Origin of the sequence: Halomonas sp. (assembly GCF_052095695.1) — a bacterium.
Lineage (GTDB): Bacteria > Pseudomonadota > Gammaproteobacteria > Pseudomonadales > Halomonadaceae > Vreelandella.
The window spans coordinates 1-21,813 of record NZ_JBQDLQ010000044.1; the positions used below are offsets into that span (position 1 = coordinate 1).

A 21,813-nucleotide genomic window follows, 5' to 3' on the forward strand; every position below is an offset into this window, starting at 1 on the left:
TTCATCCACCGCTGGTAACGCTTGGCGTCCCCGGCAGCGGATGCGTACTTTACGGCCTCACTATCAAGATAGCAAGTAAAAGACGTATTGCGTATAAAAAATCGGCAAAAGGCTGCCCTTTTGCCGCAAACCACTGATCAGAACGCCTGACCAGAGAGTGCCTGTTGGCGTGCTTTAGCTCACGCCTTCAGTAATCGGCGTTTCAAATTTCAAAACCCAAACCAAAATCTTCGCTGGAGATAGCCATTAGGCTGGAAGCGCCTGATTGGATCATCTGCGCATGAGCCTTGGTGCGCGGCAATAGCCGCTGGTAATAGAAACGAGCAGTATTCAACTTAGCGGCATAGAAGGCTTTATCGTCACCCTCTAGCGAGGTAGATGCCTGCTTGGCCGCGCGGGCAAATAAATAGGCCAGCGTGACGTAGCCTGAATACATAAGGTAATCAACGCTCGCCGCACCCACTTCTTCGCGGTCCTGCATCGCTTTCATACCCACACCCATGGTTAGCTCACCCCACTCAGCATTTAGTTTCGCTAGCGGCTCGACAAACTCCTTAAGGGCTGGATTGTCAGCTTCGGTTTTGCAGAACTTATGGATCTCTTTGGTGAAAACCTTTAGCGACTCACCTTGGCTCATGAGCACTTTACGGCCCAGCAGATCAAGCGCCTGAATGCCTGTGGTGCCTTCATAGAGTCGAGTAATACGCGCATCACGCACCAACTGCTCCATGCCCCACTCTTTAATAAAGCCATGGCCGCCGTAAATCTGCACACCCTCGTTAGTGCTTTCAAAACCAACTTCGGTCAGGAAGGCTTTAACAATAGGCGTTAGCAAGCCAAGCAGGGTTTCAGCCTGATCGCGCTCCTCACCCGGCTCACCATGCTCAACCACATCGAGCATTTGCGCGGCGTAAAGCACTAACATGCGCCCGCCTTCGGTGAAGGCTTTCTGCGTCAGCAACATGCGGCGAACATCAGGATGCACGATAATCGGGTCAGCGGGTTTTTCCGGTGCTTGTTTGCCCGATAAGCCGCGCATCTGCAGGCGGTCACGCGCATAGCTTAATGAGTTCTGAAAACTGGCTTCAATTAACCCCAGCCCTTGAATACCCACGCCCAGACGCGCAGCGTTCATCATGGTGAACATACACGCCAGCCCTTTATTGGGCGGCCCTACCAAATAACCGGTTGCGCCATCGAAGTTCATCACGCAGGTGGCATTACCATGAATGCCCATTTTGTGTTCGAGCGAACCACAGGCGACACCATTCCGCTCACCCACATTACCCTGAGAATCGGGCAAGAATTTAGGCACTACAAACAGTGAGATACCTTTAGAGCCTTCTGGCGCATCAGGCAGTTTTGCAAGTACTAAGTGGACAATGTTCTCTGCCAAATTATGCTCACCGGCAGAGATAAAAATCTTGGTCCCCGTAATCACATAAGCAGCACCATCAGCAGGTACTGCTCGTGTTTTGATTAGGCCGAGGTCGGTACCGCAATGGGACTCGGTTAAGCACATGGTGCCAGTCCACACACCCTCTACCAACTTGGTGAGATACGTCGCTTTCTGCTCATCAGTGCCATGGTGACGCAGAGCATCAGCAGCGCCATGCGACAGACCTGGATACATTCCCCACGCCAAGTTAGTGGCACAGATCATTTCCGAAAGCACCATGGCTAGCGAGGGCGGCAACCCTTGCCCACCATGCTCGGGATCAGCAGCCAAGCTTGGCCACCCACCTTCTACGTACTGCTGATAAGCTTCTTTAAAACCGCGTGGGGCTTTAACCTCCCCTCCTTCTAGCGAACACCCCTCTGCATCCCCACTTTGATTAATCGGTAGTAACACCTCTCGGGCAAACCGAGCTCCCTCTTCCAAAATAGCGCTGATCACATCGGGCGATGCTTCATCGCCACTTGGAAGCCGCGCGTAGTGAGCGGGGTAATCAAGCATCTCGTCCATCACGAAACGCATATCACGAATAGGGGCTTGGTAGCTGGGCATTGAACTTCTCCAAAAAAGGGGTATTGAAAGCCGATAGACTGCTTTTAGACAAACAGCTTTCAAACACATGTTTGAAAGCTAGCGCGGGCGCTCTATAGAGTCAAGCGGGCGTTTTAATTTAGCCTGAAAGCGCATTACAACTTTGGTCGCCAACTCAATACGCCATTGCCTCTAAACATAAAAAAACTCGCCAGTGATTAGCTGGCGAGTTGACATGATTTACCGGGAAAAGCGACTACTGCATGCGAATGCCACCATCCAAGCGAATCAACTCACCATTCAGCATAGCGTTGGTAATAATTAGCTCCGCTAATTGCGCGAACTCGTCTGGTTTGCCTAATCGCTTAGGGAATGGTACCGCAGCGGCTAGCGCCTGAGCGGCTTCATCAGGAATCTCGCTCATCATCGGCGTTTCAAATACCCCTGGGGCAATTGCCATCACGCGGATAGCATGCCGAGACAGCTCACGCGCGGCGGGAAGGCTCATACCCACAACCCCCGCCTTAGAGGCACTGTAGGCACACTGCCCCACCTGCCCATCGAAAGCCGCAATAGAAGCAGTATTGATAATCACTCCTCGCTCACCGCTTGCACTAGGCACATTTTTCGCCATCGCTGCAGCGGCAAGACGCATAACGTTAAACGTGCCCACCAGATTGATATTAATCGTTTGCTTATAGCTTTCTAGATCCGCTGGCATACCGTCTCGATCAACCAGCTTTGCCACGCTTACCACTCCCGCACAATGAACCACGCCCGACAGCCCGCGCTCACCGCCTAGCGCAACGGCTGCATCTACCGCTTGCTGCATCTGTTCAGCAGAGGTGATATCAGCAAGGACAGCCTGTGCGCCCGCCCCCAGTTGCTGGGCATGCGCATTAACGCTGTCGTTCAAGTCGCACAGAACGACCCGCGCACCCGCGGCGACTAAACGCTCAGCGGTTGCTGCGCCCAGCCCGGAGGCGGCGCCGGTAATCAAAAACGTACTGTCCTTAACCTGCATAACCGGATTCCCTTTGGTGGTTACAATGACTGACTTGACTTGGATTCTTCTACCGCCGGAGCGCGTAGCTTAAAGCGCTGAATCTTCCCGCTGGGAGTTTTGGGTAGCTCATCGACAAACTCTATAATGCGTGGAAATGCATGCGTCGAAAGCCTCGCGCGTACTCGCTGCTTAATTTCATCGGCGAGGGCATCACTGGGTTCAAAGCCTTCACGCAGCACGACATACGATTTAATTACCTCGCCTCGAATTTCATCTGGCTGCCCTACGGCCGCCGATTCAGCGACCGCAGGATGCGTCATCACGCTGTTCTCAACATCCGTTGGCCCAACGCGATAGCCTGCCGTCGTGATGATGTCATCATCACGGCCGGCAAATTGAAAGGTGCCATCCTCATTGCGGATCACTACGTCTCCCGTCAGGTAATAACCTTCCACAAAGGGATTTTTTTCCTGCCAGGTATAGCCTGGAAAGAAGTGTGCCGGCGAGTTTTGGATATCCACCGCTAGAACACCAGGCTCACCTGCGGGGAGTTCGCGATACTCCGCATCCAAAGTGACAAGACGGTAGCCCGGCATCGGCACGCCCATGGCGCCTACGTGTTTTAAATGATCAAGCGCATGATGGTTATTACAGGTCATGCCCGTTTCGGTTTGACCGTAGTGATCCATCACCGAACAGCCGAGCGACTTTTCTACCCAGGTCACCACTTCGGTATTCAAAGGCTCCCCTGCCGAACTAGCCGCTCGTAGCCCTAACGTTTCATGGGCGTCATCAAACAGGCCTGAGGCCTTCATCAAGCGATAAGCAGTGGGCGCAGCGGCAAAATTGGTAATATGGTGGCGTTTCATAAACGCAAGCGCGCCTTCAGCACTAAAGCCCGCCTCACTGAAATACGTGGTTATGCCCAGCAGCAGCGGCCCGGTGATCGCGTAGTAAAGGCCATAGGCCCAGCCTGGATCAGCCATATTCCAGAAACGATCATCGTCGCGTAGATCAATGGCAAGTTCCATATAGGTCGCAAATGCCGTCATGCCCGCCAGCGGAACAGCCACCCCTTTTGGCTTGCCCACCGTGCCAGAGGTAAACATTTGCAAAAATGGCTCATCAGGCGAAAGCCTTGGCGGACTTTCGCTCCTTGACGTATGCGTCAATGCAGCTTGCCAGTCGTGATCATCGGCATGCTCGCTGGTTGCACCACCGACGGCTAACACCGGCGGGCACTGGCTCAAACCATCAAATTTATAGCGATTGGCGTGATCAGTTATCGCTAACTTAGTATCGGCACGCCCTAAACGATAACCCACGGCATCAGGACCAAACGCGGTAAACAGCGGCTGATAAACGCCACCGATACGCCATGTTGCTAGCACGGCAATCAAAAGCTGCGGGGATCGTGGCAGCATGCAGGCGATGCGATCACCCTGGCGTAATCCTTGAGCTTGAAACCAACCGGCAAGCATCGCACTTTGCTTATCGAGCTCGGCGTAAGTCAGCGTATTAATAGCACCTTGGGAATCTTCCTGGACCAATGCCAGTACGTCGCCACGACCTGCACGCACATGACGCCCACAGCAGGCCTCGAAAGCATTAAGGAAGCCGTCTTGATGGTCATCTAAGCGAGCAATAACGCTATTGATAGAAAAGTTATCGAGGTAGTGCTGGTAGTCGGGCAGTGTGTGCGGGGTCGTGGTCATGATGGCTCTCTGATGTCGTTGATAATTGTTGTTGGTAATGAGCACGCAGCAAGCAATATGGGAACAGGCAACGCCTAAAAAGCCGTTGACGTTAACGGAAACTTTAAGTTAAAAACAACGCTAAAAGTAATTGTCTTAGAGAGCAAGCACTCTGATGAATTAAAGCGTTAGACGTTGGTAGGGATCTGTATAGGCAAGAAGTTCAAACAGGCCGGTGCATGATCATGGCGACAAGCTCATCAGCAAGGTCATCGGGTGAGCGAGAGCCGTTGGGATCATACCAATGAACGGTCCAGTTCAAGGCCCCCAGCACAAAGCGCGACACAAGAAAACGATCACCATGGATTAATCCTGAGTCCAAGGCCTCGTCAATCACCGAGACCCACAAGGCTTCATAAGCATCGCGTAAATGACTGAGATGCGCACTCGCCATAGGCTCAAGCCTACGCCATTCAAAGAGCGCTACCACATGCGCATTGCGGTCGGTAAATAAGGTTTCAAGGTGGGCACGCGCCATGGTGCGTAAGCGAATTTCCGGCTCGGTGGCGCACTCATTCAGGGCTTTACGTGCAATCAACAAGGCATTTTGGGTGCCCTCTTCAATCACCGCCGCCAGAATTTCCTGCTTATCTTTAAAATGATGAAACAAGCTGCCAGATTTAATGCCCATTTCCTGCGCCAGCATACGCACCGTGGTGCGATCGAAGCCTTCTTGGACGAACAGCTGAGCGGCGAGGCACGTCAATTCCTTGCGGCGTGGGGATGCATTCATTACATTCATGTCATTTACACTAGCGCTTGCTTGGTTACTCTGGAGAGAACCACAGCGCTGCCGCGCTGCCAACGGGTCAACGTGTCGCCCACCACCCGGCATGATAATCACAATAAACTGGAAGGAGATTGACCATGAGTAGCCCCACCGATGTTGTATTTCTAGCCGCTAAACGTACTCCGATGGGCGGCATGATGGGCAGCCTTGCCACGATGACGGCGCCAAAGCTTGGTGCAACCGCCATTAAGGCGGCTATTGAAGCGTCAGGTATTGATCCCGCTGCGATAACCGAAGGAATAATGGGCTGTGTACTACCCGCGGGCGTTAAGCAGGGGCCTGCGCGCCAAGCCATGCGTCAAGCAGGCATACCCGATGCCAGTGGTGCCACCACCATTAATAAGCTGTGCGGTTCTGGAATGAAGGCCGCCATGCTTGCCCACGATCTTATCAAAGCAGGCAGTGGCAGTATATTGCTGGCTGGCGGCATGGAGTCCATGTCTAACGCACCTCACATTCTGACAAAGGCACGCGGCGGCTATCGACTGGGACATGGCGAACTAAAAGACCACATGTTTTTAGACGGGCTGGAAGATGCTGAAACGGGAAAATTGATGGGTGTCTTTGCCCAAGACGTCGCCACTCAGCGAGGCTACACGCGCGAACAGCTTGATGACTTCGCCATCGCGTCTCTTGAGCGCGCGATGGCCGCGACGAATGCAGGCCACCTGACCAACGAGATGGCCCCCGTCACCGTTACGTCTCGCCACGGAGACACCGTTGTTGAACATGACGAGCAGCCCTTTTTAGCCAAACTAGACAAAATCCGCCAGCTCCGCCCTGCTTTTGCCAAAGGCGGCACCATTACCGCGGCAAACGCCAGCTCCATTTCCGACGGCGCCTCCGCACTCATCTTGGCCAGCCAAGCAGCGGCCGAGCAGCACGGCATTAAACCACTCGCGCGGATGGTGGGGCATGCAACCCATGCCCGCCACCCAAGTGAGTTCACCATTGCGCCTGTCGGTGCGATTGAAAAATTGATGAGAAAACTAGGCTGGGGCGTTAGCGATGTGGATTTATTTGAAATCAACGAAGCCTTTGCCGTCGTGACCCTGATGGCCATGGATGATCTAGGGCTGCCCCATAGCAAGGTCAACGTTTTTGGCGGCGCCTGCGCCCAAGGCCACCCGATTGGCTCGACTGGCTCGCGCATTATTGCCACGCTGATTCATGCGCTACGTACAACTGGAGGGAAACGCGGCATCGCAAGCCTGTGTATCGGCGGCGGTGAAGCGACAGCCGTCGCCGTTGCATTAATCGACTAATCAATGGCACATAGCCCGTTGTGACAACAGCCAACGCCTCTTCCTAAGAAAAAGACGTTGGCTTAAAGCTGAGTCATTAAAACTTAGCCATTAAAACTTAGCCAATTAAGGCGCCTAGCCGAAGCGGCCGGTAATATAATCGTGCGTGCGCTGATCCCGTGGGTTAGTGAAAATAGTGTCGGTCCTGTCCACCTCCACAAGGTCTCCCATGTGGAAAAAGGCGGTGCGGTCAGCGACGCGAGCAGCCTGTTGCATATTGTGCGTTACCATCACAATGGTATAACTCTCGCTAAGCTCATCGATCAACTGCTCAACTTTCGCTGTCGCAATTGGGTCGAGCGCCGAACAGGGCTCGTCCATCAAAATGACATCAGGGCTAACGGCCACGGTTCTGGCAATGCATAGACGCTGCTGCTGCCCGCCGGATAGACCCGTGCCGGGCTGATCAAGGCGATCCTTAACCTCGTCCCACAATCCCGCACGACGCAGGCTGCTTTCAACAATATCGTCTAACTCTGCCTTACGCTTTGCCAGTCCATGAAGACGCGGCCCATAGGCAATATTCTCGTAGATCGATTTAGGGAACGGATTCGGCTTTTGAAACACAATGCCTACCTGAGCGCGCAGTAGCACGACATCACGATCCGGAGCATAAATATCATTATTATCTAACGTTATTTTTCCTTTGACACGACAAATATCAATGGTGTCGTTCATTCGATTCAAGCAACGTAAGAAGGTTGATTTACCGCAGCCCGAGGGGCCGATAAAGGCCATTACTTCATTCTCGTAAATATCGAGATCAATCCCATTAATCGCCTGAGCGTTGCCGTAAAACACCTCGACGTTTTCAGCGCTCATTTTTACTTTATCTTTTGCCTTGCTGGTGCGGCTCTCACCGTTGCCCACACTTACCATAGGTGAAGGTATATTAGGCTGTGCAGAAGTATTCACTTACCACCTCGTCTCGAATTTTTTACGCAACCAAATCGCCAATGCATTCAAGCTAAGCATCAGCCCTAGCAACACGATGATGGCCGCTGATGTGCGCGCTTCAAAGAAATTGCGCAGCTCATTGCCCTGCCAGAGATAAATCTGTACAGGCAACGCCGTTGATTGTTCCAGCGGCGTACCCGGCACATTGGCCACAAAAGCATTCATGCCAATCAGCAGTAACGGCGCCGTTTCACCTAGCGCCTGTGCAATACCTAGAATAGAGCCGGTCAATATACCGGGCAGCGCCAGCGGCAGCACATGGTGAAAAACGGTTTGTACTTTCGATGCCCCAATCCCCAACGCCGCTTGGCGTATGGAAGGAGGGATCGAACGCAGCGATGCGCGCGTGGTAATAATGATCGTCGGCAATGTCATTAACGTTAGCACCAAACCACCGACGACCGGTGCCGATAGCGGCAAGCCAAAGTAGCCAATAAAGATGGATGCTCCCAACAGGCCAAAGACAATGGAAGGCACCGCGGCCAAATTATTGATGTTGATTTCGATCAGATCGGTGAGACGGTTTTGAGGCGCAAACTCTTCAAGATAAACAGCGCTCGCGACACCGATAGGCACTGACAGCAAAATGACCACCATCATCATAAACAGAGAGCCCATAAAGGCACCTGCTAAACCTGCTGACGCCGGTGAACTACGCGAATCCGTATTGAGAAACAGCGATGTGCTGAAAGCATTCTCAATGATGCCTTCATCACTGAGTCGATCAGCCCATTCTCGTGTTTGCGGGCTAAGCTGCTGACGCGCATCCGGTAAGCTACGGTCTATATTACCTTTGATCCATACATCCACATTGGCGCTGGCAAGCAGCTTGATCTCGACAGTTTGACCAAGCAAAGAAGGCTTTTCAATAAACTGGTCGCGTAGTGCAAAGCGCTCACCAGAGGCCAATAATGCACGCAGCTCTCGCAATTGGCGAGACTCAACATCTACGCCTAATGCGTTTTCCATTGCATTATCAATAAGTGACTGCCAGTTGATTAAACTGGCCTGCGTTAGCCACGCGCCATAGCGTTCATCAAATGCAGGCTGACTCTCGCCATCTTCGCGCCGAGGTTTTTCATCCAACTGAATAACCTCAGGGTCAAAATACACGTCGGTATAAACCGTCGACTGCCAAAACGCAGGCACACCACGTGCAAGAATGCTCGCGAATAAAATGATTACCAGAACCATGCCCGTTGTTACAGCGGCTAGCCCCACGCGGCGAAAACGCGTCTCTTTGCGGTGTCGTTTCGCCAGCGATTTTTCGATCGTCATCAGACGGTGCTGACGACGCTGCTCAATCGTTATAGACATAGTCGCTTACTCGTATTGCTGGCGATATTTACGCACCACAACCAGTGCGATCACGTTTAAACCTAGGGTAATCACAAACAGCGTTAAACCAAGCGCAAACGCCACCAGCGACTGCGGGCTGGCAAAATCCATGTCCCCGGTCAGCTGATTAACGATGGTGACTGTGATGGTTGACACCGCTTCGAAGGGGTTGCCATGCAGAACAGGGTTATTACCCGCGGCCAATACCACAATCATGGTTTCACCAATCGCCCGACTGGCAGCCAACAAAAAGGCCCCGACAATACCCGGCAGTGCTGCCGGCAAAACCACTTGGCGGATCGTTTCAGACTTCGTTGCACCTAGGCCCAGCGCGCCATCGCGCAGCGATTTAGGCACCTGGGTAATAATGTCGTCAGAAAGCGATGAGACAAAAGGAATAATCATAATCCCCATCACCAGGCCGGCGGTCAGCGCGCTGGTGGTACGGATATTGATACCAATGACATCACCGACACTCGACAAGAAGGGACCAATTACAATCAGCGCGAAAAAACCATACACAATCGTTGGAATGCCCGCTAACACTTCAATCACAGGCTTAGCGATATTACGCAACCAGCGAGGGGCATATTCAGCCATATAAATGGCCGTCATGAGACCAATGGGGATAGCCACCAATAGAGCAATGGCACTCACCATCATGGTGCCCCATAGCAGTGGCAATAGTCCGAACTCACCCTGGGCACTGGATCCGGCGGTATTGAAACGAGGATTCCAGGTGGTTCCCAAGAAAAACTCAGCAGGGCTAATAAAGCTGAAAAATTTTAACGCCTCTCCCAGCATGGAGAGCACAATCCCCACAGTGGTGAAAATCGCTACGGCCGAACAGGCTGCTAAGGCAAAGGTAATCACCCGCTCAACGTGGTTTCTAGCCCGCCACTGAGGAGAAATATGCCGCTTCGCATACGTCAAACCGGCCACCACTAATACAGCCATCAGCGCGACGAGGCTTAAATTTTCATAGGTATGTAGGCGCGCCATATGACTGGCTGCCGCCAGCTCTTGAGCACTTCCACCGCCGGCGACACCCCGCCCTTCGGCTAGTGCAGAAATACGACGCAACGTTGTCTCAAGTTCTCGCCCGCTCATGCTAGCTACCAGCTCATGGGGCAACTGATGAGTAACGAGCATCTCAATAAGCTGGGGCGCTAAAAAAGACCAGAGTAAAAACAGCACTAAGGCTGGCAGCCCACACCATAATGCAACCAGCACACCGTAGTAGCCTGGACGCGAATGCATTCTGACATCATTTTCTGCCGCAACCGCACGGCTTCGTGTCAGTCCCAAGTGGTAAGCCAGGGCCATTATCACGAGCAGTGTAGCCATCAAGGCAATGTTGCTCATTATCTCTCCGCCTGTGATTTTCTACATTCAAGCGCCGGCATCAGATCATTGATGCCGGCGCGACTGCCAATCGAGTTAAGTGTCAATCGGTGGCACGTAGATCCGAGATTACTCTGGGCTAACCACAGTGCGGGCTTGGAATTGCTCAAGCGCCGTTGCGCGTTCTTCTTCATCTAGCGGGATGAGGCCAGCATCTTCCAGCGGGCTGCCGTAACCTGACACCATGTCATTCAGGAAGTATTCGGTGTATTCCGCAAGGCCAGGAATTACGTCAAGGTGCTCACCTTTCACGTAGAAGAACAGCGGGCGGGAAACGGGGTATTCACCCGAGCCGATGGTTTCCAAACTTGGCGTTACGCCATCGACGGTAGCTACTTGCAAGCGGTCACGGTTCTGATCGTAGAAGCTAAGACCAAACACCCCAACGGCATCTTCTTGAGCCTCTAGGCGCGCGAGCGTTTCGGTGTAATCGCCAGCAATCTCAACGATACGGCCATCGCCACGTAGATTGACGCAGGCATCACCCTCAACCCGGGCATCACTTTCACAGCCAGGGTGGATGACTTTTTCTTCGAACACTTCACGGGTGCCATGGTTTGAGGCAGGAATTACCAGCACAATTTCCTGGTCAGGCAGGTCAGCATCTATTTCTGACCAGCGGGTATAAGGATTATCCACCAGCTCGCCATCTTGAGTCACTTGGGCAGCAGCAGCTTTAAAGACATGCTCAGGCGTCAGCTCAAATGCTCCGCGGTCTAGACGAGAGGCAAACACGATGCCGTCATAACCGAACTTGACCTCAAGTATTTCATTGACTCCGGCCTCATTACAGCTCGCCACTTCAGCGCTACGAATGGCGCGTGAGGCATTCGCAATATCGATAGTATTTTCACCAAGGCCTTGACAGAACTGACGCAAACCACCACCAGAGCCACCAGAGCCAACGACAGGCGTATTGAATTGAGAAAAAGTATTCCCAAACTCTTCAGCAACAATACTGGCAAATGGTAGCACCGTAGAGGAACCCGCAATCTGCACTGTATCGCGCGCCATGGCAGCAGCGGAAACGCCAGTGGCCAGGGCCGTTACTGCTGCAACACCTAATGTCTTCTTAGTTACATTCATCGTCGTGTTCCCCTCTGGTTTAATATCCGGTTAGCACTTACTTTCCGGAAGAGCTGGCCCAATGGCCTTGCGCAAAGAGGAGTCTGCACACGATCGATTGCAGAAATATGACAACGACCAATTATTGCTATTTTTTTAACATCACACTAAAAGCCCTATCGCTGCCAGTGTACATAATGTTAGTGAAGCACCCTGCAGTAGGCGTCGATCTAAGCGATGAGCTAGCGCGTCTGCCAACGCATTACCGATCAGCACTGCGGGCAAAAAAGTCAGCGCCATTTGAAAATGCCACAGCTGAATTTGATCCGCTAGCGCGAGAGTTATCAACGTTAACGTGGAGGTTAGAATAAAGAAAGCGGCCAGATTGCCGCGCATTCGATCAACCGGTAAACCGTGCATCAACAATACAATAGGCGGGCCGCCAATAGCCGCAACGGTACCGAAAATACCGGATAAAACGCCCGCTCCAAACAGCGTTATACGATTCACCGGCAGTTGAAAACGGCATAAGGTGACGAGCACCGTAAACAGCACGATAACGGCAATCAGCTTTTCTAGAATCACCATGGGCGCCACAAGCAGCAGCCAAACGCCCAGCGCATTACCTGGCAGGCGACCTACTAGCGCCATTCCAATAGCATCCAGCCGCACCTCGTGCCAATAGTGACGAACCATCATAAGCGAGACGGTCAACCCAAATAACACCAGGATGACCGGCACTAAGCGAGGCTCCAACATCAATAGTAGCGGCGCCCCCACTACTGCCAACCCAAAGCCGGTGGCTCGCTGAACAAAGGCGCCTAGCATCAAAACCGCGGCACAGGCGAGCCAGGTATCTAATGGCAGATTGATCCAGACGAGCAGACTATCCATATACGCTATTCATGTCCGCTCCCGCAGCTTATCCACCGCTGGCTTTGGTTAACTTGCGTACGCCAATATTACCCAGCAGCGTCGCACTCAGCATGGTGAAAACCATTGGCCACAGATGCTCTACTTCAAACAGCCCAACCATGACACCGGCAAGCGCTCCGCAGGTGAATTGGATACCGCCAAGCAACGCCGTTGCCGTTGCGCTGATATGCCCAAAGTGATCCAACAGTGCGGAAATAGCGTTAGGTGTAATCAGCCCAATCATGCCGGTAAATAGCATAATCAGTGGTACCACAACGAACAGTGACGCCATATTTAAAGCGGTAGCCAGCACCAGCCCAAGCGCGGCAACCAGCTGCACCAGCAGTCCTAAACGTAAATTTTGTTGCGGTGAGCGCTTACGCAATAAATGAATATTGACGCGATTTGAGAGCGCAATAACTAATACGTTCACCCCAAACACCAGCGGATAAGTACCTGGAGACAAACCAAAATAATCTAGATAAAGAAAGGGCGACGCGGTTACAAACGCAAATAACCCGGCAAACGAAGAAGCAACGGCACAAATATAGCCCATACCTTCCCGGTGCTTAAGCACGCTGGCATAGTTACAAATAACTTGCCGTGGTGACGCTGCCGATAATGACATATCGCGCGTTTCAGGCAGACGCGTGCCTAAAAGCCATAATAAGAAACCGGCATAGATGGCTAAAAATACGAAAATTAGCCACCATCCGGCAACATAAAGCAACAAACTGCCCACCGCCGGCGCTACTAGCGGCGCCAGCATCATAATCATCGCCATGGTAGACATGACTTTGGCAGCCTCTCGACCACTAAAACAGTCGCGCACAATCGCGGCCGAATTAACCACGCAGGCACCTCCGCCAAGCGCTTGTATAAAACGCCAGAAGAGCAGCGTAGACAAACTGTCCACCGTGGTAATCGCTAAGCTTGCCAGCATAAAAACGACTAAACCACTCAGCAGTACCGGCTTGCGTCCCTTTCGATCAGATAGCGGACCAAAGAAAAGCTGGCCTAATGCAAAGCCAAACAAAAAAACGCTAATGGAAAGCTCAGTACGATGAATGCTGGCACCAATACTTTCAGCAATGATGCCTATTGCGGGCAAGTACGCATCAATAGCAAAGGGAGCAAGCGCAGTATTGGCAGCGACCAACAGTGCCACCCGACGAGGATTAAGGTGCATGAGTCTCCTTAGGAGGCACAACAGCTGCGCACAGGGATATATAGGCCGCTAAGCATAGACGATTTGATTGCATTTGTCGGTATTTACACGCCATTACCACTGCCTCATTAATCCCTATAGAATTAAAAGAGCTAGATAATCAGGCGAGCAATTTAAATACCAACGGATAAGTAGACACGCATACGAAAGCGATCATAAAAGACAGGAACACGACGATTCAGCGAACTTTTCAATACCCCGTTAGCATATGCACTCTAGCCGCAAGGTCAGTTCAAAAACGTGCTAGCAATGAGTTGCTGCACACTGCGACTCAAGCATTTCGACTAGCGGCTGAAACTGCTCACGATTATGCTCGTTCATATGCATTAAGATGCGGTGGGCTTCCAGAATTCGCTCGCGCAGGCCTTCTTCATCTGCGGGTTCTTCTGGCAATTCTTCCATGGAATCACTGAGCGCGACCGGTTGCTGAAAAGGCGCTTCGATTAGAGTAAAAAAGCGCGCAAACCCCATCACATCGAGCATTTTTCGAACGTCAGGATTATCGACAATAATGGTTGGCGACTGCTCCAAACGCCCTTTAACAGCCATCGCGACTTTTGCAAGAAAGCCCAGGGCGGTGGAGTCCACGTTAGTAGCTTCTCGCAGATCTATCAATACGGCGCACAGCCCTGGCGTCTCAGCAAGCCGTTGAGCTTGAGAGTCGAGCGTGGCGCATAGCGTCAAGCGCACATCACCGCAAAGCTTCAAAATAAAAACACCAGTGTCAAAAGCCGCTTTTATGCGACCTTCTTCAATCAGCATGACCAAATCCGCTCACCATCATGATTGTAAGATCATCGGGTAAAGCATCGCGCTCCTGATTAGCGTCAAACTGCGCATCTCCTTCAGCAAGAAGTGCGTTAGTTCCCACTAATCGATCGCGCAACTGCTCAAGCGTTACACTCTCACTTACTAATTGCTCAAGCTCCTTGAGCCGCGTGTCGAGCGTTTTACCCGGCAAGCATTCCAATACACCGTCTGAACATAGCCACAAACGAAACTCAGGCGGCAAGGAACAGCTCAGCGAAGGATACTCTACATCGGGGAAAAGGCCTACCGGCATTCCTTCGCCTTCTAAGCGGCTTAGCTTTCCTTCTGCTACTAACAGCGGCATCGGCAGCTGAGCGCCGAGCGAATAGTGAAGAGTCTTTGCCTCAAGGTCAATAACACCGACAAATAACGTCGCGTGCTTGCCAATATCAGTGCCCTGCAGCTCACGGTTCATTGCCGTTAGCCAATCCGGCGGTAAGTTCTCAGGCTTTTGACCATCCCATTCATTGAGCCAGCGGTTACATAAATACTTCAGTAACACCGTCACAAATGCCGATGAGGCACCATGCCCCGAAACATCCGCAAAATAAAAAGCGCTATAGCGTTCGTTATAGCGCTGATAGTCCAGAAAATCACCGGAGAGATACAGCGAGGGGGCAAACCAGTAATCGAAATACGCCCCGTTGATGACTTTGGGATGAACCGGCAGTAAGCGCCGCTGAATATGGCCTCCGCACTGTTGATCCATACGCAGCAACGCTAAATGCGTCTCTAGGCTTTCATTCAGCTCAGCTAGGCGCTCGTGGTCGCGCTCACGCTCCAGGGCAAGATCATTAAGCTTAATCGCCTTACGAATCATCCGACGTAACAGCTCGGCATGACGCAAAGGGTGAACAATATAGTCCACTAGGCCAACATCAATCGCCTTAATGAGATCCGCATCTTGGCGAGAGTCGCTGACCACTAGCGTCGGTAGGCGCCGGGTTAGCTGCGACCACTGCTGCCTAGGAACCGCTCTGGCATGCGCGACAATCAGCACGGTGTCAGCGGGCAGATGCTCAATATTCTCTGAAGCAAACACCCACATCCCATCGCAGGTAATGGCTTCAGCCAGCGCATCGCGCTCACGACCCGGTTCGTCGATGACCGCGATCAGCTGCTTAGAATGATCCATCATTAGCCTCAATCGGCGCTATTATCGCCATCAACGCCGTCATCACCAAAGTCGCTATCATCAAAGTCGCTATCATCAAAATCAAAGTCAAAGGCATCCGCGGCAAATGGGTCATCGCCCAGTTCTCCATCACTCACCTCAAATTGACGACTCTGCAAGAAAGCATCACGAATAAAGCTATAACGATCACCGCGGATCAACGCCTCCTGATCAAGCAAGCCTGCACGCACATCGATTACCCGCAGTGCAGTAAGACTTATACGAACGGTATCATCATCGACATAGGTGACCGGGTAGGCAGCCAAGTCGGCAGGTAAGCCGGTAGTATCGCGCAGCGTGCTTGGGCCTAATAAAGGCAGTACAAGATAACGCGAATCATCCCACCCCCACACGGCTAGTGTTTGGCCAAAATCTTCTTTATCAGCAGTAATTTCCATTAGGGTGGCATAGTCTAATAACCCGCCGACGCCCACGGTGGAGTTAATTAAAAACCGCGATGTGGCAAGGCCCGCGTTTGCTGGCTTACCTTGTAGAAGGCTGTTAAGCGCCGTTCGCACTTCGCCCAAATTGGAGAAAAAGTTACCGACTCCCGTTTGCACCGGACCCGGCGTAACCGTCCGGTAGCCCTGAGCGACTGGCTTTAGCGCATAGCGATCTAACACGTCGTTAAACGCAAACACTTTGCGGTTAAAGCCCTCCCAAGGGTCATCAGGATTCGCTTCTTGCGCCATCTGCGTGCTGGCACAGCCGCCGGTTGCCAATAATGCCACCAACAGCAGAGGCAATCCTCGTGTACGCCACGTAAGCGCTGACTTTTCTTTATTTAACAACGGCTGCATGACATTTTCCTTTATCCATTTCAACGCCACGTTACCGGCGACGAACTACCACACTTCCAGCACTGTAACCCGCTCCGAAGGAGCAAATCACGCCAATGTCGCCTTCTACCAACTCTTCGCGATGAAGGTGGAACGCAATAATCGATCCTGCAGAGCTAGTATTAGCATAGCGATCCAAAATAATCGGCGCCTGGTCGGCGCTTGGGTCGTAGCCAAGCACTTTGCGGGCAATCAAGTCATTCATGTGCTGATTGGCTTGATGCAGCCACATACGTTTTAAATCGCTGCCACTCAGCTCCAAAGACGCTAAATGATCAGTGATCAACTTAGCGACCATGGGACAGACCTCTTTAAACACCCGCCGCCCTTCTTGCACAAACAGCTTATCAAGGGCCAGCGGATCACTGTCCGTTACGCGGTTGAGAAAGCCTGCATTATTACGAATCGCATTGGAAAACTTAGTAATTAGGTGCGTACCCAGAATTTCAAACTGTTCATCGGCAACGGCAATCGCGCTATTTTCCAGCACAATGGCGGTGCAAGCATCGCCGAAAATAAAGTGACTGTCACGATCTCTGAAATTGAGATGCGCCGAGCAAATTTCCGGATTGACCACCAGTGCGCGCTTAATGCTTCCAGACGCTATGGCATTAGACGCTGTTTCCAAAGCAAACGTCGCGGAGCTGCAGGCGACATTCATATCAAATCCGTAGCCACTGGTACCCAGCGCTTGCTGCACTTCTACTGCCACGGCGGGATATGCACGCTCTAAATTCGAACAGGCAACGATTACCAGCTCGATGTCAGCGGGATCAACGCGCGCTGCGGCCAAAGCTTGGCGCGCTGCGGCGGTGGCCATTCCACACTGAATAGAGGGTTCATCATTATCCCGATGTGGCAGTTTAGGCCGCATACGCTGTGGGTCAAGGATACCTTGCGCATCGAGGACGTAACGATTCTTAATACCTGAAGCTTTTACAATAAACTCACTGCTTGAGTGGGCGAGTGGCTCACGCTCTCCCCGAGCAATAGCGTCAGCATGCTGATGATTTTCACCGTCTACCCAAGTATTGAATGCCGCCACTAAAGCGGCATTATCAATGGCGTATTCCGGCGTATACAGGCCTGTTCCGGTGATCACCACATGTGTCATGCCAATCTCCTTTTAGCGGCTTGCCGACATAACTTTCGGCGTAACCATAATGTTACTGTGTGCGTAAAATAGCGCTTTTTCCAGCAACTTTTTTTCGACACCTTTTTTAGTCAACGCACTAGGCACTAATAATTTCCTGCCAGCGCTTTTCTAATCGTTTTATCGAAACCGCCATCTTAGTGCCCAGCTGCTGAGCGAACAGTGACACTCTGAGCTCCTGCAGCCACCAGCCGAAAGCAACCAGTTCGGGGTCTTCCACTTGGCCACGCAGTTCGCTCTTACGTCGCGCATCAAAACGCGCCTCCAACGCCTGAACATCATGCATCATCATTTGATCGCGGCCACGCTCACGGGCGGCCTTTTCAAGGCGGATTAGCGCTGCTTCGGTGTAACGCGGATATTCCTCAAGCCACTCGTCGGCATTGCGAATAAAGCCGGGATAAACCAAGCGCTGCATTTGTGCACTGACATCGCTATACACTAGCGCAAGGGCAAAATTGAGCTTACCTTTGAGCAGCTTACTAACCGCTAAATGCCCTTTCAGCGCGGCCTCTACCCGTAGTAGTAAAGCACTCGCAGCGTTAACAAGCTTATGCTGGGTACCGTTGAGTCGTTGACTCAACTCCCCCGCCGAGCGCGGCAGCGGATGCTGAGCCACCACTTGAGTGAATACCGCCAGCAGCAGATCATCCACCAAAGCCTGCTTACTCCCCACTTTAGCAAACAGCAGTGCGCACTTCTCAACGCCCGGTAACTGTTTAATCGCTTTGACCTGCTCCGGCAATTTGGCAATAGCTAGCCGGGCAATGCCCTCCTGATGGGCAGCATCGGCTTTGGCAGGGTGATCGAACAGCGCAACTTTAAACTCGCTCGCTTGCGCCACCAGAGCCGGGTATGCCTCAACGCGAATGCCTGCCTGGGTGGTGACGCGGGAGGCCGGCAACGGGGTCTCAGGCAGACCGGCAACGGCAGGTTCAATGCTGACCTGTTCGGCCAGGGCTTGAGCACCTGCGCTGGCGGCCGCTTCATAGCGCCGTTCTAAGGCGCGCAGATCGCGCCCCTGGCCTAAGGTTTCACCCGCGTGATCCACCACGCGAATATTCATAATCAGGTGCGGCTCAAGTAAATCTAAACGCCAGTCTTCGAGCTGCACGCGTGTCGATGTGCGACGGCGAATAAACTCCCCAAGAGCCTCGATCAATGGACGCTGATCCGGCACCAGGGTTTCCAGCGCAGCATCGACCCAATCAGGAATTGGCACAACCTGACGGCGAATACTTTTCGGCAGCGACTTCAATAGCGCAATGCACTTTTCACGCAATAGCCCGGGCACCAGCCATTCTAAAGCATACACTGGCACCTGCGGCAGCATGGCCGCGGGAATGGTAAGAGTAATGCCGTCGTCTTCAGCGTCAGGGTCAAAATGATAGCTAACCGGATACGCAACGCCGGCTAAGGTTAAATAATCGGGATACTGCATTTGGGTGACGTCGCCTGCATCGCGCGCTTTTAACGACTCAAGATCGAAATGCAGCAGCTCAGGATCACGTTGTTCGGCTTGCTTGCGCCAGTGTTCAAACCCTTTTCCGTTAACGGTCTCGGCGGGGATACGCGCATCGTAAAAATCAAAAAGCGTGTCTTCATCGACCAAAATATCGCGCCGCCGAGCGCGATCTTCTAGCGCCTCAACCTCGCTGACCAACGCTCGGTTGTGGGAGAAGAAAGCGCCTTTAGTCTGAAACTCACCTTCCACCAGCGCTCGGCGAATAAACAGCTCCCGAGACTCCTTAGGCGCTATTGGCCCGTAATGAACACGGCGCCTCGCGACAATCGGCAGACCAAACAGCGTTACCTGCTCAAATGCCACCACCTGTGCCCGCTTCATTTCCCAATGCGATTCGCTGTAAGTGCGCTTTATCAAATGCTGCGCTTGGGGCTCAATCCAGTCTGGGTCAATTTTGGCCACCGTGCGGGCAAATAGCTTTGACGTTTCGATCATCTCAAACGCCATCATCCACTTGGGTGACTTTTTAGCCAGCCCAGAGCCAGGGTGAATCATAAACTTTCGGTTGCGGGCGCCCAGATATTCACGATTCTCAAGCAGCGTGCCCAAATTAGAAAGCAGCCCTGACAGCAGCGCCTGATGCAACTTGCCCGAGGTTTTGCGCCGCATCTGTCGAGCCTGCTCTTCACTCTCTTCTTCGTTGCGTGGCAAGGGCGCAGGTACATCAATATCCATATCTCGCAGCAGCTGGCGCAGTTGCCGGAAGGTGTCGTGCCATTCGCGCATGCGCAGGTAGTTGATGTAGTGCTCACGACACCAGCGACGCAATTGGTTTCCGGACAGCGCTTCGCGGGCGTTTTCGATACCGTGCCATAGGTTCAGCAATGCAACAAAGTCTGAATCAGGGTCTTGCCAACGCTGGTGTGCTTGATCAGCCGCTTGTCGCTTATCTGCCGGCCGGTCGCGGGGGTCTTGAATAGCCAATGCCGAAACCACAATCAGCACATCGCGCAAACTACCCATATCTACGCCAGCCAACACCATGCGCGCTAAGCGTGGGTCAATCGGCAGCCGCGCAAGCTTACGCCCCAGCGGAGAAAGGCGCTGCTGCTCATCCACGGCGCCCAGCTCGAACAACAGGCGAAAGCCGTCTTTAACAAAGCGGCTATCCGGCGGATCGACAAAAGGAAAAGCTTCTATATCGCCAAGCTTGAGGCCCAGCATTGAGAGAATCACCGAGGCTAAATTGGTGCGCTGAATTTCAGGGTCAGTAAAGCCTGGCCGAGATAAGAAATCCTCTTCGCTGTAAAGGCGAATACAGACCCCTTCTGCAACCCGCCCGCAGCGCCCTTTACGCTGATTCGCGCTCGCTTGACTGACGGCCTCCACAGGCAGGCGCTGGATTTTTGATCGGTAGCTGTAACGGCTGATACGCACAAGCCCTGGGTCGATCACATAGCGAATGCCGGGCACCGTCAGCGAGGTTTCTGCAACGTTGGTCGCCAGCACAATTCGGCGCCCGCGGTGTGAGGCAAAGACACGGTTTTGCTCTTCGTTGGAAAGGCGTGCATAAAGAGGCAGAATTTCAGTGCCTTTTAAGTCCGCGCGGCGCAGCGTATCGGCGGCTTCACGAATCTCACGCTCTCCGGGTAAAAACACCAGCACATCACGAGGGCCATGCAGCCAGCCTTTATCACGTTCAATGGCCTCGATTTCTTCTACCGCGTTCAGAATACCCTCTTGCAGCGTACGATCGTCTTCACCGTCTTCGTCACGTACCAGCGGCCGATAGTGCACCTCAACGGGATAGGTGCGCCCGGTCACTTCCACGACTGGCGCGGGCGTCTTAGCGGCACCGAAATGCTGAGCAAAGCGCGCCACGTCGATTGTGGCTGACGTAATAATAACTTTCAGATCGGGCCGCTTGGGTAATAAACGCTTCAGATAGCCGAGCAGAAAGTCGATATTTAGACTTCGTTCGTGAGCCTCATCGATGATGATGGTGTCATAGCGCAGCAGCAGCGGGTCGTGCTGAGTCTCAGCCAGCAAGATACCGTCTGTCATTAGTTTGACTAAGGTGCTCGGCGTACTCTGATCATTAAAGCGTACCTGATAGCCCACTTGCTCGCCCAAAGAGACGTTCAACTCTTCCGCCAAACGCCCGGCAACGCTTCGAGCCGCCAAGCGCCGTGGCTGGGTGTGGCCAATCAAGCCACGCCGGCCACGCCCCAGCTCTAAACACATTTTCGGCAACTGAGTGGTTTTGCCGGAGCCGGTCTCCCCCGCCACCACGACGACTTGATGATCATGAATGGCGTTAAGAATATCTTCTCGGCGCTCAACAACTGGTAGTTCAGGCGGATAGTTAAGCACGACCTGTTGCGCCTGACGTAGGCTTAGCAGTTGCTGAGCGCGGCTGATCTCGCGCTGCACCTCATCCAAACCACGGCTGATAGGTTTGTTATCGCGCAGGCGACGGTTCAAACCACTCAGGCGCTTCTCCAGCCTCTCTGTATCGCGCAGCATCACAGCGCCCGCCGCCTGTGTCAGCGATGCAAGGCGTTGGCTATCGGTAGGAGCTGCAGGGGTGTCAGTGATCACGATTGAGTAGGTTTCCATTCGCT

Annotated in this window: 16 protein-coding genes; 1 reads left to right on the plus strand and 15 read right to left on the minus strand. The window is 52.8% G+C overall.

What is annotated here, in order from left to right; genetic code table 11:
• Positions 1 to 202: 202 nt before the first annotated feature.
• From ACTH5D_RS10405 to ACTH5D_RS10420, 4 genes are all read right to left on the minus strand, one after another.
• Positions 203 to 2,008, minus strand: coding sequence for an acyl-CoA dehydrogenase C-terminal domain-containing protein (locus ACTH5D_RS10405; RefSeq protein ID WP_441670921.1), 1,806 nt, complete (start codon positions 2,006 to 2,008; stop codon positions 203 to 205).
• A 235-nt stretch (positions 2,009 to 2,243) separates the two neighbouring features.
• Positions 2,244 to 3,011 (minus strand): SDR family NAD(P)-dependent oxidoreductase, encoded by a 768-nt coding sequence (locus tag ACTH5D_RS10410; RefSeq protein WP_441670923.1) that lies wholly within the window; start codon positions 3,009 to 3,011, stop codon positions 2,244 to 2,246.
• Positions 3,012 to 3,031: 20 nt separating this feature from the next.
• Positions 3,032 to 4,708, minus strand: a complete 1,677-nt coding sequence (locus tag ACTH5D_RS10415; protein WP_441670925.1) for an AMP-binding protein — start codon at positions 4,706 to 4,708, stop codon at positions 3,032 to 3,034.
• 202 nt (positions 4,709 to 4,910) lie between these two features.
• Positions 4,911 to 5,480: a TetR/AcrR family transcriptional regulator gene (locus ACTH5D_RS10420; RefSeq protein WP_441670927.1), complete on the minus strand. Its 570-nt coding sequence runs from the start codon at positions 5,478 to 5,480 to the stop codon at positions 4,911 to 4,913.
• Positions 5,481 to 5,614: 134 nt separating this feature from the next.
• On the opposite strand from ACTH5D_RS10420, the gene ACTH5D_RS10425 reads away from it, so the two are divergent.
• Positions 5,615 to 6,802, plus strand: coding sequence for an acetyl-CoA C-acyltransferase (locus ACTH5D_RS10425; protein WP_441670929.1), 1,188 nt, complete (start codon positions 5,615 to 5,617; stop codon positions 6,800 to 6,802).
• A 114-nt stretch (positions 6,803 to 6,916) separates the two neighbouring features.
• Here the strand turns inward: ACTH5D_RS10425 and pstB are convergent, their stop codons facing one another.
• The 11 genes from pstB to hrpA form a co-directional block, all read right to left on the minus strand.
• Positions 6,917 to 7,720, minus strand: a complete 804-nt coding sequence (pstB, locus tag ACTH5D_RS10430; protein ID WP_441670972.1) for a phosphate ABC transporter ATP-binding protein PstB — start codon at positions 7,718 to 7,720, stop codon at positions 6,917 to 6,919.
• Between the two features lie 36 nt (positions 7,721 to 7,756).
• Positions 7,757 to 9,115, minus strand: coding sequence for a phosphate ABC transporter permease PstA (pstA, locus tag ACTH5D_RS10435; RefSeq protein ID WP_441670931.1), 1,359 nt, complete (start codon positions 9,113 to 9,115; stop codon positions 7,757 to 7,759).
• Between the two features lie 6 nt (positions 9,116 to 9,121).
• Positions 9,122 to 10,501 carry a phosphate ABC transporter permease subunit PstC gene (pstC, locus tag ACTH5D_RS10440; protein WP_441670933.1) on the minus strand — a complete coding sequence of 460 codons (1,380 nt, stop codon included), beginning with the start codon at positions 10,499 to 10,501 and terminating at the stop codon, positions 9,122 to 9,124.
• 108 nt (positions 10,502 to 10,609) lie between these two features.
• Positions 10,610 to 11,626, minus strand: coding sequence for a substrate-binding domain-containing protein (locus ACTH5D_RS10445; protein WP_441670935.1), 1,017 nt, complete (start codon positions 11,624 to 11,626; stop codon positions 10,610 to 10,612).
• 141 nt (positions 11,627 to 11,767) lie between these two features.
• A complete protein-coding gene (locus ACTH5D_RS10450; protein WP_441670937.1) occupies positions 11,768 to 12,499 on the minus strand; it encodes a sulfite exporter TauE/SafE family protein in 732 nt (243 codons plus the stop codon).
• Between the two features lie 28 nt (positions 12,500 to 12,527).
• Positions 12,528 to 13,709: a multidrug effflux MFS transporter gene (locus ACTH5D_RS10455; protein ID WP_441670939.1), complete on the minus strand. Its 1,182-nt coding sequence runs from the start codon at positions 13,707 to 13,709 to the stop codon at positions 12,528 to 12,530.
• Positions 13,710 to 13,991: 282 nt separating this feature from the next.
• Positions 13,992 to 14,510, minus strand: coding sequence for an STAS domain-containing protein (locus ACTH5D_RS10460; RefSeq protein WP_441670941.1), 519 nt, complete (start codon positions 14,508 to 14,510; stop codon positions 13,992 to 13,994).
• Entirely contained in the window at positions 14,500 to 15,693 is a 1,194-nt protein-coding gene (locus tag ACTH5D_RS10465; RefSeq protein ID WP_441670943.1) for a PP2C family protein-serine/threonine phosphatase, read from the minus strand. The genes ACTH5D_RS10460 and ACTH5D_RS10465 overlap by 11 nt, the downstream gene beginning before the upstream one ends.
• An 8-nt stretch (positions 15,694 to 15,701) precedes the next feature.
• Positions 15,702 to 16,532, minus strand: coding sequence for an MlaA family lipoprotein (locus tag ACTH5D_RS10470; protein WP_441670945.1), 831 nt, complete (start codon positions 16,530 to 16,532; stop codon positions 15,702 to 15,704).
• Between the two features lie 31 nt (positions 16,533 to 16,563).
• Positions 16,564 to 17,685 carry a beta-ketoacyl-ACP synthase III gene (locus tag ACTH5D_RS10475; RefSeq protein WP_441670947.1) on the minus strand — a complete coding sequence of 374 codons (1,122 nt, stop codon included), beginning with the start codon at positions 17,683 to 17,685 and terminating at the stop codon, positions 16,564 to 16,566.
• A 118-nt stretch (positions 17,686 to 17,803) separates the two neighbouring features.
• Complete coding sequence (gene hrpA / locus ACTH5D_RS10480; RefSeq protein ID WP_441670974.1) at positions 17,804 to 21,808, minus strand: ATP-dependent RNA helicase HrpA; 4,005 nt, start codon at positions 21,806 to 21,808, stop codon at positions 17,804 to 17,806.
• Positions 21,809 to 21,813: the final 5 nt, after the last annotated feature.